Source organism: Sphingomonas sp., from assembly GCF_035317925.1.
GTDB lineage: Bacteria > Pseudomonadota > Alphaproteobacteria > Sphingomonadales > Sphingomonadaceae > Sphingomonas_I.
In genome coordinates this window covers 1-16,110 of record NZ_DATHFV010000191.1, presented here as the reverse complement: position 1 = coordinate 16,110, position 16,110 = coordinate 1, and the positions used below count along the sequence as shown (strand labels likewise).

Below are 16,110 nucleotides of genomic sequence, written 5' to 3'. Positions count from 1 at the left end.
CACGAGGTCGTTGAAGATGATCGGCTTCATCTTCTTGCCGGCGAACGCGATCTCGCTCTCGGTGAAGGGGACATAGCCCCAATTGCCGCTGTCCGCGCCGCCGCCTTTGTTCGCCGGCATCGGCGTCCACATATGATCGATTGAGGCGGAGATGCGCCCGACGACCTTGCCGTCGCGTGTCGCGAGGAAAAGCTGCGCCACGGCATGTTCGAAGAACGGGTTCTTGCCGGGCGTGATCAGCCCCATCGCCTCATCCTTGAGAGGCGGCACCCAATAGGGATTATCCTTGTAGAGCCGGAACGGGAGGTCGACGAAGGCCTTGCGGTCCGCCTTGGTGATGACCGGGCGGATCGTTATCCCGTTCGGCATATAGGTCTTATCCCCTGATGCGGGTGGAAGGATGGCCGGTGGCGACGCCGCCCGAAAGCTCGGCGACCTTCGGATACACTTTGGCGACTTCGGGCGTGTAGCCCAGATTGAAGACGGTCGGGCTCTTCTTGCGATCGCTCACCTTGGCGTACATCGTGCCGAGCAGCCGGTCCCAGAAGAAGTTGGTGATCCCGAAATTGCCGGTCTCGTCGTGGAAATGATGCGCCATGTGGCGCTGCTTCATCTTCACCAGCATCGGATGCCTGGGCGTGTAGGCCAGATGCTGGATGCAGTGGCAGAATTCGTAGAAAGCGGTGGTCAGCAGGCCCGAGGCAAAACCGGCCGCCGCGCCGCCGATCCCGCCGAGCAGATAGCCGGTCGGAATCGTCATCAGGATGATCGGCGGCAGCGTCGTGTGGAGCGCGCCGAACAGGATTTCGAGCCGGTTGGGATCCTGGTGGTGATCATAATGGATCCGCTTCCAGGTCGCGGCCAGCATCGGCACCTTGAACATCCAGCGGCTGTGCAGCACCCAGCGGTGCAGCATGTACCAGACGAGCGGATAGAGCACGACCGCCACGGCCGCCGAGGCGATCGTCGCCAGCGCCGAGGCCGGGTAGACGAACCATACGCCGATCGAGACCGCGGCCAGCGACAGATAGGCGATCACCGCCGGATACTGGAAATAGGCGACCACCAGCTGCTTCAGGTTCATGCGGTCGAGATGATGCTCGCGACGCCAGAAGCTGGGTTTGACCGAAATAGTCGTCACACTCGGAATCCTTGGATGCTTAAGCCGAATTTAGTCGCCCGCCTCTGACGGCGCAATGCGGCGCTTTTCGGGCGATTTAGGGTTCGTTTGCGCGTTTCGGCGCGCTGCCGCACCGGCCCGCACCCCCACCCGGCCTCCCAACAGGATATTCTATGGGAGGCCGGGTGGGGGTGCGGGCCGGTGCGGCGCTTCGCACATCAATGCGCTTGCGACGTATCGACGGCCTTGCGCGGTTTGGGGACGAGCCAGATCAGCACCGCCGACGCAAGCAACAGGCAAGTCGCGATCAGGAACATATGGTCGAGCGAGACGACCAGGCTTTCCTGCGTCAGCAGATTTTCCAGCATCGCGCGCACCTGGCCCGGGCTGAAGCCGCTCGATTCGAGCTGCTGGATGATCGCCGGATTCGGATTGATCGATCCGACCAGTTCGTCATGCACGCGGATCGCGCCATTGGCCCAGACGGTCGTCGCGATCGACGTGCCGACCGCGCCGGACAAGGTTCGGACGAAGCTCGACAGGCCCGCGGCAGACGCGGTCTCGTTCGGCTTGACCGATCCCAGCGACAATATCGTGAGCGGCACGAAGAAGAAGGGCATGCCGAGGCCCATCGCCAGATGCGGAAGGGCCAGCGTCCAGTAATCGACACCCGACGTCCAGAAGGCGCGCACGAAGATCGTCGCCGCCATCCAGGTCATGCCGAACGACACCAGGGCGCGCGGATCGAACCGGCCTGTAAGCTTGCCGACGACCAGCGAAAATACCACAGCCAGCAGGCCTTGCCAGGCGGTGACGAAGCCCGACCATTGGGCGGTATAGCCCATCGCGCCCTGCAGCCATTGCGGCGTCACCACAACGGACGAAAAGAAGGTGCCATAGGTTAGTGCCAGCGCAATCACGGCCGCCGAAAAGCCGCGATGCCGGAATACGCGCAGATCGACCGCCGGATGATCCTCGGTCAATTCCCAGATCAGGAAGGCGATGAAGCCGACGCCGGCGATGATCGCCAGCGCCCAGATGAAGGTCGAATGAAACCAGTCATGGTCGCGGCCGATGTCGAGCATGATCTGGAGCGCGCCGACCCAAACCACCAGCAGGAGCATGCCGCCGAGGTCGATCCGGGCCCGGGTCGTCGGGGTCTCGCACTTGCTGACCATCAGATAGGACCCGATGACGCAGATCATCGCGATCGGGATGTTGATGAAGAAGATCCAGTGCCACGACCAATTGTCGCTGATCGTGCCGCCTAACAATGGCCCCGCGATCGGCGCGACGACGGTCGTCATCGCCCATAAGCCCATCGCCTGACCGCGTTTCTGCGCCGGGAAGACGCGCAGCAGCAAAGTCTGGGTCAGCGGCATGATCGGGCCGCCGCAAATGCCCTGGCCGATCCGCGCCGAGACCAGGAAACCCAAGGTCGGCGACATGCCGCACAGGATCGAGAACAGGCAGAAACCCGACATCGCGAACAGATAGGTGCGAACCGTGCCGAACCGCGACGCCAGCCATCCGGTCAGCGGAACGCAGATCGCCTCCGCCACCGAATAGGATGTGATGACCCACGTGCCCTGATCGGGCGAGATGGCGAGGCTGCCCGCGATATGCGGCACCGACACGTTGGCGATCGACGTATCGAGCACCACCATGAAATTGCTGAGGGCGAGCACGCCCCCGGCGAGCCACATCCGGCCGCCCGAAAGCGCGCAGCCGTCACCGGCCATGGGTCTGCTTGCCATCGGCTTAGCCTCCGACGTCGATCGTCACATCCATCGAAAGGCCGACGCGCAGCGGATGCTGCTGGAGCTCGGCTGGGTCGAGCATGACGCGCACCGGCAGGCGCTGCACCACCTTGATCCAGTTGCCGGTGGCGTTCTGCGCCGGGATGATCGCGAAGGCCGATCCGGTGCCGCCGGCAAGCCCGATCACGGTGCCGTGATAGACCACGCTATGGCCATAGATGTCGGCGGTCAGCCGCGCCTTCTGGCCGATCCGCACCTTCTTGAGCTGGCCTTCCTTGTAGTTCGCATCGACATACATGTTGTAGACCGGAACCACCGTCATGATCGGCGTGCCGGCGGCGATGCGCTGGCCGACCTGGACGTTGCGCTGCGCGATCACGCCGTCGAACGGCGCGCGGATCACGGCACGCGACAGATCGAGCTTGGCGGAATCGAGCTTGGAGCGGGCCGAGGCGACGTCCGGATTGTCCTGCATCGATCCCTGGATCAGCGCCTGATTGGCGTTGTAATTCTCGCTGGCGGCGACGCGATTGGCCTTGGCCTGGGCAATGCCGGCTCTGGCGACCGCGAGCTGCGCCTGCGCCGCGGCGAAGGCATTGGTCGCGCTGGTCAGCTCGTCGCCCGATACCGCGCCCGATTTGGCGAGGCTCTGGCGGCGGGTCAGGTCGACACGGGCCTTGTCATAGGCCGATTGTGCGGCGACCATTTCGGCCTGCGCGCGCTCGATATCGCTGTCGCGCGCGCCGACCTGGGCCTGCAGCGCGCCACCGGTGGCGCGGGTCTGCAGGAATTCGCGCTCGGCCTGGGCGAGATCGGCCTGCGCACGCTCGACCGCGATCTGCATGTCCGCTGGATCGAGCGTGACGAGGATATCGCCTTTCTTGACGATCTGCGTGTTGGCGACGCGCACGCTCTGCACCGGTCCGGCGACCAAAGGCGTGATCTGCGCGGTGTCGGCGCCGACATAGGCATTGTCGGTCGAGACGTGCCGCACGCCGATCAGGAAGTGATAGGCCGTCACCAGCAGGGCGACGCCTAGCACGACCGCGGCGAGAATGGTGAGCCACTGCTTGCGCCGTTCAGCCATCGTGCGCTGCGGCGCATCGTGGGAAGCGGCCAGTTCGGGGGTGGGTTGATCGGCCATCTGGCTGCTCCTGGAAATCAAGCGCCGCTGAAGCCGCCGCCGAGCGCACGCACAAGTGCGACGTCCAGCGTGAAGGCCCGGGCAGTAAGGTCGGCATCGCGGCGGCGGGCGACGATCAGCGCCTGCTCCGCGGTGAGCACGTCGAGGTAGGTGGACAGGCCGGCGCGATAGCGCAGCCGCGCGATCTCGAACGCCTTCTGGCTGTCGGCGAGCGACAAGCGCGCATCGCTCGCCTGGCTGCCGAGCGCATTGCGGCTCGCGACCGCATTGGCGACGTCGTGCAGCGCATCGATCAGGGTCTTGTCGTAATCGGCGACGGCGGCGTCGTAGTCGGCACGCGCGACGCGATAGTCGCCGTTGCGTTTGCCGCTGTCGAAGATCGGCAGGCTGAAGGCCGGGCCGACATTGCCGTAGCTCGATCCCGATTTGAGGATGTTGCCGAAGCCCAGCCCCTCGAGGCCGACCAGCCCGCTCAGGCTGATGTCGGGATAGAAAGCCGCATGCGCGACCTTGATCCGTTCGGCGGCGGCCTCGACCCGGGCGCGCGCCGCGACGATGTCGGGGCGGCGGCCGACCAGGTCGATACCCGTAGACGGCGGCAAAGCGAGCGAGACCAGCGAGGATAATGCCGGCCGGCTGATATTAAGGCCGCGATCCGGGCCCGCGCCGATCAACGCGGCGAGCTGGTTGCGGGTCAGCGCGATCTGTTCGTCGATCTGGCTGAGATCGGCGCGTGCGGCAGGTACTGCGGCGGATGCCTGGCGAAGCTGGCCCTGCGTGTCGATGCCGTTGCGAACGCGATCGGACACGAGGCCCGCTGTATCCTGCTGGATGCGCAACGCCTCATCGGCGACGTCGCGCTCGGCATAGAGGCGGGCGAGATCGGCATAGGAAGCGGCGATCGCCGACGCCAGCGTCAGCCGCGCCTCGGCCATCTCGACGCGCGCGGCATCGCGATCGCTCAGCGACGCGCGCAGCTGCGCGCGGTTCTTGCCCCACAGATCGAGATCGAACCCGAACTTGAGGTTGAGGACACCGTAATTCTTCCAGCCCTTCGGCACGAAATCGGGCGGAATGCCGAAATTGTAGCTCTGCTTGGTCTTGCCGCCATTGCCCGCCGCGTCGAGCGACGGGCCGAGCGCCGCGCCGGCGCTTTCGGCCAGGCCCTGCGCCCGCGCCAGCCGCGCGGTAGCGGATGCGATGTCGGGCGATCCGGCAAGGCCTTCGGCGATCAGCTGGTCGAGCTGCGCATCATTATAGGCTTTCCACCAGCCGTCGCCCGGCCATTGCCCGCCCTGATCGGGCAGGCTCCGGGTCGCGGCCAGGCTGGAGGCAGCGCGCGGTACCGGCTTGTCGCCCAGATTGGGGGCGCACGCCGCCAACGGCGCGAGCGCGCCAAACACCAGCAGCGTGGCAAGCCGAGAAGTCATGGGAACCTTAAATCTGTACCGTTGCGTACGCGAACAAATGGGACTCGCCCCACATCTTGTCAACAGAAAAATGTACTCTATAGTATTGTTATGGACTTGAGCCCACCCCCCGGCCGTCGCGAGGCCCGCAAGGCGGATCGCCGCCGCGCCATCCTCGAGGTGGCCGAACGGTCGTTCCGCGAACGCGGTTTCGCGGACACGTCGATGTCGACAATCGCTGCCGAGCTTGGCGGTTCCAAGACGACCTTGTGGACCTACTTTCCATCGAAGGATGCGTTGTTCGCGGCGGTGATCGATTCTAAGATCGAGACCTTCGAGTCAAAACTTGACGAGGCGCTGATTCCAGCCGGCGGCACGGCGGCGGCCTTGTCACGCTTCGGTCGGCTTTTCTTGAATAAAATCCTGGATCCGCAGTCCGTCGCTTTGCACCGCCTGATCGTCGGCGAATCCGAACGCTTCCCCCAGATCGGCGAGGCCTTCGCCCTGCGCGGGCCGGATCGGGTTCGCACGCGCCTGTGCCGCTATATGGAGGAAGAGATGGCGGCGGGCCGGGTGCGTAAGGGCAATCCGGTCACCGCGGCGCGTCAGTTTCTCGGCCTGTGCCAGTCCGGCTGCTATCTCGATCGGCTATGGCGCCCGGCGCGCGCTTTGACCAATGATCCCGAAGCCGATGTCGCTGCCGCGGTCGACAGCTTCCTGCGCGCCTGGGGCCCGGCGGCGGCATGAGCCGATCAGGCTGGACGGCGATCCTGCTGGCCGGCCAGCGCCCGGGCGTCGATCCGCTGGCGCAGGCGTTCGGCGAGCAGTGGAAGGCGCTGATCCAGGTTGATGGCGAGGCGATGCTGTCGCGCGTCGCGAAGACCTTGCTCGCCAGTCCGTCGATCGCGCGCATCCTGGTGGTGGCGCAGCAGCCCGAAATCCTGTTCGTCGGCGATTGCGCCTGGCTGGCGGAAGAGCGGCGCGTCGGCACCGCCGTCTCGACCAGCGGCATTGCGGTCAGCGTCGCGGCCCTCGCAGGTACGGAACAGGCACCCTGGCCGGTGCTCGTCACCACCGCCGATCATCCCTTGCTTACACCGGCCATGATCGAGACGATGATTGCGGCTACGGCGGGCGCCGACGTGGCGGTCGGCGTCGTCTCGGCCCGCACTCTGCTCGCCGCCTATCCCGGCAATCGCCGCACCTGGCTCAAGTTCGCGCGCGATGACTGGACCGGCGCCAATCTGTTCGCGCTCGTCTCGGACAAGGCGCGCGGTCCCCTGCTCGCCTGGAGCGAGGTCGAGCGCGACCGCAAGAAGGCGCTCAAGCTGATCTGGCATTTCGGGCCCGTGCTCGCGCTGCGCGCGATGACCCGCACGATCACTTTGGCTGGTGCGCTCGCCAAGGCCGGGCGCAAGCTCGGCGCGGTGGTGAAGCCGATCGACCTGCCCTTCGCCGAAGCCGGCATCGACGTCGACAAGCCCAGCGATCACGCGCTGGCGGAGCAGATATTGAAGGCACGCGCTCAGAGCTGACCGTCATTGCGACCCCGGCGAAAGCCGGGGGAAGCAATCCAGTTCCGCGCTCGATGGCTGGATTGCTTCGTCGCTGCGCTCCTCGCAATGACGATCGGGTTTCACACCGGCAGCTTGTCGGCCTTCTCCGCTTTGCCAGCGGCGAGCCGGCTGCTGTAATGATGCCAGGTGAAGATCGCCGCCGCGCCGCGATGCGGGCTCCACTTGCGCGCGATCTCGCGCACCTTTTTTTCCGAAGGCCGTTCGGGCAGGCCCAATAATTGCCCGACCTCTTCCTGCACCGCGAGATCGCCCGCCGGCCAGATATCGCCGCGCCCTTCGGCGAACAGCAGATAGATTTCCGCCGACCAGCGGCCGACCCCCTTGATCCGGGTCAGCGCGGCGATCGCCTCCTCGTCGTCCGCCGGAAGGTCGAACAGATCGAGTTCGCCGCTCGCGATCAGCTCGGCCAAGCTCTTCACGTAGCTGATCTTCTGGCGTGACAGGCCCGCCGCGCGCAGCATCTCGTCCGGCGTCGCCGCCAGCACGACCGGGTCCAGCCCGGCGCCGACCGTCTGTTCCATCCTGCCCCAGATGGCGTTGGCCGAAGCCACGCTCACCTGCTGGCCGATGATCGTGCGCAGCAAGGTCTGGTGGCCACGGTCGCGGATGCGGGGCGGCGGATAACCATGCCGCTTCACGCCCGCCGCGAAGGCCGGCTCGATCTTCGCCAGGGCATCCAGGCAGGCTTTCAATTGTTCCGCGCTCAGGCCCATGGCCTCTCTCCGATTGCGCTGGCGTCATACGCTCTTCATAGGGCGCGGCAGCGTCACTTTGCTGAAAGGTTCGATAATGCCCAAGTTGATCGTCGTCACCCGCGAAGGCGAGGAACGCGAGATCGAGGGCGAGACTGGCCTGTCAGTGATGGAGGTGATCCGCGAGGCGGGCATCGACGAACTGCTCGCTTTGTGCGGCGGCTGCTGTTCGTGCGCGACCTGCCACGTCCATGTCGATCCGGCTTATGCCGATCGCCTGCCGGATATGAGCGACGACGAGAATGAATTGCTCGCCATTTCCGACGATCGCGCCGCCGATTCGCGCCTGTCCTGCCAGATCCAATTCACCGCCGCGCTCGACGGCATGACCGTCACGATCGCGAAGGAAGATTGAGGTTAGCCGTCGTCAGCTTCGTGTCGTCATTGCGAGGAGCGTAGCGACGAAGCAATCCAGCTCCTCGCGCGTGGCCCTGGATTGCTTCGCTACGCTCGCAATGACGGCTTGGTTTTAAGCGCCTCGCGTCGCGATCGCGTAGAGCGCGATCGCGGCGGCGTTGGAGACGTTGAGGCTCTCGACCTTCGGGCTGATCGGCAGCTTGGCGAGTTCATCGCAATGCGCCTCGGTATTCTGGCGCATGCCCTCGCCTTCGGCACCGAGCACCAAGGCGACCCGCGCCGTGCCGATCGCTTCGCCCAGCGTGCGCGGCGCATGGCCGGTCAGGCCGATCCGCCAGAAGCCCGCCTCGCCGATCTCGTCCAGCGCGCGGGCGAGATTGACCACGCGCACCCACGGCACCGTCTCCAGCGCGCCCGAGGCGGAGCGTGCGAGCGCGCCCGATTCGGGCGGCGCATGGCGGTCTTGCGTGATCAGCCCGAGCGCGTCGAACGCGGCCGCCGAACGCAGCACCGCGCCGACATTATGCGGATCGGTCACCTGATCGAGGATCAGCAGCGGCCGGTTGTTGCCCTCGCTTTGTTCGAGCAGGTCGCCCAGCCAGATGTCGGGCAAAGGATCGACCTCGATCACCACGCCCTGGTGCGGTGCGTCGCTTGGCACCAGCCGGCCGAGATCGGCGACCTCGGCATAGGTGACGGGAAGATCGGACGGAAAACCGCCGAACGCGGCGAGCGCCTCGCGCGTGCCCCACACGCGCCGCACCACCCGTTCGGGATTGGCGAGCGCGGCGGTGACCGCATGCCGCCCCCAGAAACGGGGGCGGTTGGAGGGAGCCTGGGATGGACGATGGCCTTTGCGCATCGGCGCTGCATGTGGAGAGCGGCGTCGGAATGCAAGGCTTGTCCGCTGCAACAGGATTGTCACGGGGCGCGGCTAGCGTTTCCAGCGACTTAACCATTTGGTCCGAACGGCCGCTCCCTGGGGGATATATCGATCATGACGCGCACCACGCTCGCTTTGCTGTTCTCCGCTGTCGCGCTCGCCGCGCCGGCCGCCGCCACCAACCTCATTCCCGGCAACCTGGTGGTCAGCGTCGAGGGCAATGGCGTGTGGGGCGCCGCCAGCGGCGGCTACACCGACAATCAGGCCGCGCCGCTCACGTTGATGCAGTTCAGCCATGAAGGCACGTCGAACGCGTCTTATGTCAGTTCGATCGTGCTGCCGCAGAGCGGCTCGGGCGCGATTTCGGGCGAATATGGTTCCTCGTCGGAAGGCGGGCTGCAGCTGACCTCCGACGGCAAGCATCTCGTCATCATGGGCTATGGCGTCAAAGCGTCCGACTTCAACGCCAACCCGACCGCTTATGGCACGCTCACCACCGATCCGACCAAGCCGACCGCGCTCGGCCAGTCGGGCAGCATGACCAATGCCGGCTATCAGGCGGTGGCGCGCGTCGTCGCGGTGATCGACGGCGACGGGTCGGTCGACACCTCGACCCAGCTCTACAATGTCTTCAACGGCAATAACCCGCGCAGCGTCGCGTCGAAGGACGGCAAGACCTTCTACGTTTCAGGTCAGGGCGTGGACGGCGATCAGACCGCGGGCGTTTTCTACGCGACCAAGGGCGCGAGCAGCGCCACCTCGATCACCGGCGACGATACCGCGACGGTCAAGAACGGCCCGCGCAACGCGACGCAGGATACGCGCGTGGTCGAATTCGGCCCCAACGGCGAACTGCTCGTTTCGGTCGACAGCAAGGACGGCAAGGACAATGCCCGCTCCTTCATCGGCGCGCTCGGCACCGATCCGACCACGCTCTACAACAATGGCAGCGGCCCGACCCAGCTTTCGGGCTATGGCAATAGCGGCGGCACCGGCAAGGTCACGCTCACCGCGCAGACCGCCAACGGCATCAGCACGGCGGGGCAGGAGATCAACCTCAGCCCCGAAAGCTTCTTCTTCGCCGACCCCAACACGCTGTACGTCGCCGATAGCGGCGCACCCAAGCAGGACAGCGCCAAGAAAACGACCGGCGACGGCGGCCTCCAGAAGTGGATCTTCGACGGTACCAACTGGAACCTCGTCTACACCATCTCGGCCGGGCTCAACCTCGTCTCCAACAGTTCGGCGCACGGCACGACCGGCCTGCTCGGCCTGACCGGCCAGGTTGTCGACGGCCAGGTCCAGTTGTTCGCCACCAACTACACCGCCGGCGATACCGACCAGACCTACCTGTTCGGCCTGAGCGACCTGCTGAGCGCGACCACCAAACAATCGGGCGAGGCCTTCTCGATCCTCGCCGCCGCGCCGGCGGATTCCAACTTCAAGGGCGTGTCGTTCGCCCCGTCCGCCACCGCTTCGGTCCCCGAGCCGATGACCTACGCGTCGATGATCCTGGGCTTCGCGCTGATCGGCGGGACGATCCGCCGCCGCCAGCGCACGGAGGCGGCCGCGATCGCCTAATCCCCCGCTTGACCCCGCTGCCCGCCGGATCGACACTGGCGGGCGGGGGGATGCCATGACCGATCCGGCGCAACGCACCGATCTTCCGACCGTGATCGCGATCGCCGCGCTGGCGGGCGTGGTCGTCACCCAGCTGCACGAAGGCGCGGGCCATGGCGGCGCCTGCCTCGCGCTCGGGCGCCATGTCCGCGAATGGGGCGCATTCTATCTCGATTGCGATACGCATACCGCGCCGCCGATCGTGGGCCGGCTGGTCGCGGCGGCGGGCAGCACGATGAACCTGCTGACCGCTTTGCTGGCGCTCGGCCTGCTGCGCGCAACGCCGGGATCCCGCCCACGTGCGCGCTTCTTCTGGTGGTTGGTGGCTGCGGTCGGCGGCTTCGAATGGGCCGGCTATTATCTGTTCTCGGGCGTGAGCGGGCTGGGCGACTGGGGCGCGAGCCCTGACGGTGTGTTCAACCTTGTACCGGGCTGGCCGGCGTGGCGGCTGCTGCTCGCGGTCGGTGGCGGTGTGCTCTACTGGTTGTGGGCGATCGTCGCGATGCGTGCGCTGGCCGGCTTGACCGGCGCGGACGAAGCCGGGCGGCGGCAGGCGCGGCTGCTATCCTGGGTTGCTTATGCGACGATCGGCGGCACCGCCTTCGCGATCGGGCTGATGAATCCGATCGGCCTGTTCGTGCTGCTTGCCTCGGCCGTCGCCGCGTCGTTCGGCGGGACATCGGGCCTGATGTGGGCACCTTATTATATCCGCCCCGGCGCTACCGCCGCGCCGCCCTTCGCGATCGCGCGAAGCTGGGTCTGGATCGTCGTGGGCGCGGCGATGATCGTCGCCGAAGGTCTCATCCTCGGCCCGTCGCTGCACTTCTGATCGGGATGGGTAGGCGCCCCACTACGCTTCAAGACGCAATGGGACGCCCGGCGCCGCCATCGGCGCGTCGGCCGCGGAAGTAAAGCTGAAGGTGGAGATTGGTGGACAGGGCTGGATTCGAACCAGCGTACGCTTGCACGGGCAGATTTACAGTCTGCTGCCTTTAACCACTCGGCCACCTGTCCATAGGCGTCCCCGGTGGGGAGGCGCGTCTTTGGCGAAGCATGGCGGGGCTGTCAACGCAGGTTTCCGAAAGTGTGTGGGTGCCGGCCGGTAAGAGGCGTAAGGCGGGCGCGGGCGCTTCGCCCGCTAAGGAAGTCATCATGGCCAAGAGCCAGAAAAAATCGAACAAGGAAGTCCGCAAACCCAAGGCGGAAAAGGTGAAGACCAATGCGTCCAATCCTTCGGCCAAGGGACCCGTCGGGCTGGTCAACATCAAGGGCTGATCGGCCTTGGTTTCAGCGGCTGATAGAGCGGCGCGCGCGATGCACGATCCCGGATCCATGACATCGCCCGAAATGCGTGCCGGCCTGCCGATCATCGGCTTCGAAAACGCTCAGGCGTTCGAGACATGGCTGGCCGCGCAGCCGCCGGACTCTTCCGGCCTGTGGCTCAAGCTCGCCAAGCAGGGCGCGGGCATTATCAGCCTGACCAAAAGCGAGGCGATCGATGCCGCGCTCTGCCATGGCTGGATCGACGGCCAGCTCCATCCCTATGACGATGCCTGCTGGCTGATCCGCTTCACGCCGCGCAAAGCCCGCAGCAAATGGTCCGAGAAGAACCGCGTTCGCGCGCAGCAATTGATCGCCGAGGGAAGGCTAAGTCCGCGCGGCCTGGCCGAGATCCGCTCGGCGCAGGCGGACGGGCGGTGGGATGCGGCTTACGCCCCGGCCAGTACGGCGGCGGTGCCCGATGATCTGCGGACGGCGCTGGCGGCCAGCCCGCAAGCCGCCGCCTTCTTCGCGACGCTCACCGGCGCCAACCGCTACGCCATCCTCTATCGGATCGGCGCGGTGAAGAAGGCGGAAACGCGGGCACGCAAGATCGCCGACTATGTCGCGATGCTCGAACGTGGCGAAACGCTTCACTGACGGGGGCAGCTGAACGACCCTAAAAGAAAGGCGATTATGTACTTTACAGACCTACGCCTGATTACGGCGGGCGCGCCAATCTTCGAGTGCTGCGATAATAAAGCTAAGCAGTACCATCAGGGCGAAGGCACCACAGATTCTCAATGCTATGTTCGCGGCAGTGCCGCCGCCCACGCGACCATTAAAAAAATCTAGGACGGTCAGGGCGGCCTCAAGGGCAAAAATCCACTTGGCGAAGTACCACGCCGTCGGCCAGATCCGCCTCAGGTAATCCTTCATTCCGGCTTCTCCTGGCCACTTACACAGTCGCTTCAAGTTGGATTGGTAAGTTACGTAATCGCCAAAAGAAAGGGGCGGCTCCATTGCTGGAACCACCCCTCCCAGGGACTGATCCGTGAGGATCAGAACTTGAAGTTCGCGCCCGCCCGGAAGGTCCGGCCGATCAGACCGGCATAATGCCAGCTGGTCAGATAATTGGGTGCGCTGGCATAGGCGCCCGGCGCGATCGGGGCCCGTGCGTTGAAGACGTTGCCGACGTTCACATAGAAGTCGAACTTGTCGTTCACCGCATAGTCCAGGTTCGCATCGACGTTGATGAAGCTCTTGATATAGCAGAACTCCTTGCCGATCGTCGTGTTGCCGGTGGCGTACTGGTTGCCGGTCACGCAGTCGGTGCTGGCCCGCTCGTCGGCCGCGACCGACTTGATGTGGCCGACATAATACGCGGTCGCGGTGGCGTTGAACTTGCCCACTTCGAGCGTGTTCTGCCAATTGCCGCGCCACTTGGTGGTGCCGTTGCCCGACGACAATTCGTACGGGCCGAGGGTGCCGGCATATTTCTGCACGCCGCCCGAGGTGTGGACGTCATATTTGATGATGACGGTCGCTTCGGCCTTGCTGGTCAGGCGGATGCCGTCGCCCAGCGGGATGGTCGCGGTCGCCGAAAAGTCCAGACCCGAGGTCAGGGCATAATTGGCGTTCACGAACGGCGCGTTGATGATCAGCACGCGGGGCAGGGCGTTCGGGAACAACGGATCGACCGCGTCGATCAGGTTGCACGAATAGCCCGGGCCCACCGCCGCCACCGCCGCGCACGCGTCGGTCACGTTGGTCTTGGAGTAATAGGCCGTGCGGGCATCGCCGGTGAGCGGGCCGGCGATGATCAGGCGCGACTTCTTCACGTTATAATAATCGACCGTGAAGCTCAGCCAGCGGACCGGCTGGGCGATGAAGCCGCCGGTGAAGCTGCGCGACAGCTCCGGCTTCAAATTGGGGTTGCCGGCAATGCCGCTGCCCAGCGAATAGGACTGGGAATAGGGATTGGCGGTGCCGCCGTGCGCCGCCGCGAAGCTGGCCGGCGTCGAGTAGGTCGAGAAGCCCGCGAACTGGCTGAGCGGACCCGATTCGGCGAAGGTCGGTGCGCGGAAGCCCTTCGAATAGGTACCGCGCAACGCCAGCTGCTTGATCGGGGTGAACTTGAAGCCGACCTTCGGCGAGAAGTGGCTGAAGCCCTCCGAATAATGATCGTAACGGCCCGACGCATCGACTTCGAGTTGCTTCAGGATCGGCGCGTTCAGTTCGAAATAGCCCGCCGAAACCGTGTGCTGGCCGAACGCCGACGAGGTCGTCAGCGTGTAGGTATCGAGCTTCGCATTCTGGTTGCGGTTGACCAATTTCTCCTTGCGGACCTGGCCACCGACGCCGAGCATCAGATCGCCGCCCGGCAACGTCGCCAGGGCGTGGGTCACCGATCCGTCGAGCGAGACCAGCGACGAATAAGACGGCGTGGTCACGTCGGGCAGGACCGCCTGGCGAACCGCCTCGCTGTTCGCCGCCGGATTGACGAAATTGTAGCTGCCCGTGTTGATCGCCTTCAGCAGGCCGGCGATGTTCGCATAACCGTGCTGGACGATCTTCAGATTGTCCTTGGCGCCGACCGCCTCGACCTTCCAGTCGAAGCCCTCGAAATCGCCGTTCAGGCCGGCGCTGCCGCGAATGACCTCATTGGTGCGGTCGCTGCCCGCCGTGACGTCGCCGAACAGATAATAGACGCGCGCGGCGCCGTTGGCCGGATCGTTGGCGAAGGCCGCCGCATAAGGGTTGTTGGGGTTGAGATGGCGGTCGGCCGCGGTCGCGCAATTCGTGCCCGACGAGCAGATATAGACCGGCAGCACGATGCCCGGGTTGGATGCCGACAAAGTCGGCGATCCGCCGAACGGCTGGGTCGCGCGGATCGCGCGCGGCTGGTTGAGGATGCTGACGTAGCTGTTGGAATAGCTGCCCGTCACATAGCCTTCGATATGGTCGTTGAAGCGGATGCTCAGGCGGCCATTGGCCGAATAGCGGCGCTGCAGCGGCGAGATCTGGTTATACTTGTCGACCAGATCATACTTGCAGCCTGTGCCCTGCGCGCCGCCGGTCGTCACCGTATAGGTGCCGCCGGCGCAGTTCAGGTTGAGCGAGGTGTACGTGCTGGTCAGCGGCGTGCCGGGCGCGCCCGACAGCGGGTTGTTCAGATCGTTCTGGTGGACGCGGGTGACTACCGCATTCGGCGTCGCCGTGGTCAGGCTGCTGTCGGCGGTGTTCTGGTCGAGACCACCGATGCTGCTCAGATCCTGCGTGTTGTACGGGAAGCCGCGGCTGTGGTTGCTGACGCGACCGTCATGCTCATATTCGCCGTTGATGTAGACGTTCCAGCCATCGGCATCATAGTCGCCATAACCCAGTGTCAGGTGCGCGCGCTGATGGCCCGCATCGCCCTCCTGGGCGATGCCGCCTTCGAGATTGCCGTCGACGCCGGTAAAATGCTTCTTGAGGATCAAATTGACCACGCCGCCGATCGCATCCGCGCCGTAGGTTGAGGACGCGCCGTCCTTCAGAACCTCGATGCGGTCGATCAGGCTGAACGGGATCGACTGCAGATCGACATAGGCGTTGTGGCCGTCGTCGTTGATCGGGAAGTTGGTCGAACGCAGGCCGTCGACCAGGACGAGCGTCGAGGAGACGCCGAGGCCGCGCAGCGACACGGCCGAACCGCCGGCCGAGAAGCCGCTCTGGAAGCCGATGCCGATCGAGCCCGCGCTGTCGGCCGAGACCGAACGGATCGCGTCGGTGGCGGTGACGATGCCGGCCTTCACCAGGCTGTCGCTGGTCAGCACGGTCACCGGCGACGGCGTTTCCGTGTTGGTGCGGCGGAAGATGGTGCCGGTGACGACGATGTCCTCCGACGACGGCGTGGCGTCGGCGGTCTGGATCGGTGCTGCGGCGGGTAGTGCGGTTTGCGCGGCCGCGGGCGATGCAAGTGCAACAAGCATAGCCGACAGAGCCGAGCCGGCGAAAAGCCGTCCGGTGAAAGTAGTCATGGGTAAAAATGCCCCTCTTTAAAGATGTTAGCGGCGTGAAACGCCCAACATCTGTTGACGCTAATTACCTGCCGAGGGCCCCCGCTCGGCTGATACAAGGGAGCGTAACGAAAGGTTCACTTAGGGGAAGGGGGTCCGTTCAGTTAGCGTTCACGTGTAGATTTGAAATCACACTATCTTTTGGCCAATCCATTGGTCGTATATCT

General features: G+C 65.1%; 14 protein-coding genes, 1 tRNA gene and 2 pseudogenes. 7 read left to right on the top strand and 10 right to left on the bottom strand.

The window, feature by feature from the left end; all coding sequences use genetic code 11:
• The 5 genes and pseudogenes from VK533_RS14235 to VK533_RS14215 form a co-directional block, all read right to left on the bottom strand.
• Positions 1–369, bottom strand: a pseudogene (locus VK533_RS14235) (hypothetical protein); the annotation flags it as partial.
• A gap of 7 nt (positions 370–376) precedes the next feature.
• Positions 377–1,084 carry a sterol desaturase family protein gene (locus VK533_RS14230; RefSeq protein WP_324378778.1) on the bottom strand — a complete coding sequence of 236 codons (708 nt, stop codon included), beginning with the start codon at positions 1,082–1,084 and terminating at the stop codon, positions 377–379.
• 254 nt (positions 1,085–1,338) lie between these two features.
• Positions 1,339–2,877 carry a DHA2 family efflux MFS transporter permease subunit gene (locus VK533_RS14225; protein ID WP_324378774.1) on the bottom strand — a complete coding sequence of 513 codons (1,539 nt, stop codon included), beginning with the start codon at positions 2,875–2,877 and terminating at the stop codon, positions 1,339–1,341.
• Between the two features lie 4 nt (positions 2,878–2,881).
• Positions 2,882–4,024 (bottom strand): HlyD family efflux transporter periplasmic adaptor subunit, encoded by a 1,143-nt coding sequence (locus tag VK533_RS14220; RefSeq protein WP_324378772.1) that lies wholly within the window; start codon positions 4,022–4,024, stop codon positions 2,882–2,884.
• A 17-nt stretch (positions 4,025–4,041) separates the two neighbouring features.
• Positions 4,042–5,454, bottom strand: coding sequence for an efflux transporter outer membrane subunit (locus VK533_RS14215; RefSeq protein WP_324378770.1), 1,413 nt, complete (start codon positions 5,452–5,454; stop codon positions 4,042–4,044).
• 90 nt (positions 5,455–5,544) lie between these two features.
• Between VK533_RS14215 and VK533_RS14210 the strand changes: the two genes are divergently transcribed.
• Together VK533_RS14210 and VK533_RS14205 are read left to right on the top strand one after the other, a co-directional pair.
• Positions 5,545–6,180, top strand: coding sequence for a TetR/AcrR family transcriptional regulator (locus tag VK533_RS14210; protein WP_324378776.1), 636 nt, complete (start codon positions 5,545–5,547; stop codon positions 6,178–6,180).
• Positions 6,177–6,968, top strand: a complete 792-nt coding sequence (locus tag VK533_RS14205; RefSeq protein WP_324378768.1) for a nucleotidyltransferase family protein — start codon at positions 6,177–6,179, stop codon at positions 6,966–6,968. Before VK533_RS14210 ends, VK533_RS14205 begins: the two co-directional genes overlap by 4 nt.
• A gap of 101 nt (positions 6,969–7,069) precedes the next feature.
• Here the strand turns inward: VK533_RS14205 and VK533_RS14200 are convergent, their stop codons facing one another.
• Positions 7,070–7,723, bottom strand: a complete 654-nt coding sequence (locus VK533_RS14200) for a DNA-3-methyladenine glycosylase 2 family protein (protein WP_324378766.1) — start codon at positions 7,721–7,723, stop codon at positions 7,070–7,072.
• Positions 7,724–7,799: 76 nt separating this feature from the next.
• Here VK533_RS14200 and VK533_RS14195 point away from each other — a divergent pair, with 76 nt between their 5' ends.
• Complete coding sequence (locus VK533_RS14195; RefSeq protein WP_324378764.1) at positions 7,800–8,117, top strand: 2Fe-2S iron-sulfur cluster-binding protein; 318 nt, start codon at positions 7,800–7,802, stop codon at positions 8,115–8,117.
• A 114-nt stretch (positions 8,118–8,231) separates the two neighbouring features.
• Here the strand turns inward: VK533_RS14195 and rlmB are convergent, their stop codons facing one another.
• Entirely contained in the window at positions 8,232–8,981 is a 750-nt protein-coding gene (gene rlmB / locus VK533_RS14190; RefSeq protein WP_324378762.1) for a 23S rRNA (guanosine(2251)-2'-O)-methyltransferase RlmB, read from the bottom strand.
• 1,494 nt (positions 8,982–10,475) lie between these two features.
• Here rlmB and VK533_RS17280 point away from each other — a divergent pair.
• Positions 10,476–10,583, top strand: a pseudogene (locus tag VK533_RS17280) (PEPxxWA-CTERM sorting domain-containing protein); the annotation flags it as partial.
• Positions 10,584–10,638: 55 nt separating this feature from the next.
• A complete protein-coding gene (locus VK533_RS14180; protein WP_324378758.1) occupies positions 10,639–11,451 on the top strand; it encodes a hypothetical protein in 813 nt (270 codons plus the stop codon).
• A 99-nt stretch (positions 11,452–11,550) separates the two neighbouring features.
• Here the strand turns inward: VK533_RS14180 and VK533_RS14175 are convergent.
• Positions 11,551–11,636, bottom strand: a tRNA-Tyr gene (locus tag VK533_RS14175).
• A gap of 138 nt (positions 11,637–11,774) precedes the next feature.
• Here VK533_RS14175 and VK533_RS14170 point away from each other — a divergent pair.
• Together VK533_RS14170 and VK533_RS14165 are read left to right on the top strand one after the other, a co-directional pair.
• On the top strand, positions 11,775–11,897 hold the full coding sequence (locus VK533_RS14170) for a hypothetical protein (RefSeq protein WP_324378757.1): 123 nt from the start codon (positions 11,775–11,777) through the stop codon (positions 11,895–11,897).
• 39 nt (positions 11,898–11,936) lie between these two features.
• Entirely contained in the window at positions 11,937–12,542 is a 606-nt protein-coding gene (locus tag VK533_RS14165) for a YdeI/OmpD-associated family protein (RefSeq protein ID WP_324378755.1), read from the top strand.
• 51 nt (positions 12,543–12,593) lie between these two features.
• Here VK533_RS14165 and VK533_RS14160 read toward each other — a convergent pair whose 3' ends face one another.
• Both VK533_RS14160 and VK533_RS14155 read right to left on the bottom strand, forming a co-directional pair.
• Positions 12,594–12,821, bottom strand: coding sequence for a hypothetical protein (locus tag VK533_RS14160; protein ID WP_324378753.1), 228 nt, complete (start codon positions 12,819–12,821; stop codon positions 12,594–12,596).
• A gap of 122 nt (positions 12,822–12,943) precedes the next feature.
• Positions 12,944–15,904 carry a TonB-dependent receptor domain-containing protein gene (locus VK533_RS14155; protein WP_324378751.1) on the bottom strand — a complete coding sequence of 987 codons (2,961 nt, stop codon included), beginning with the start codon at positions 15,902–15,904 and terminating at the stop codon, positions 12,944–12,946.
• Positions 15,905–16,110: the final 206 nt, after the last annotated feature.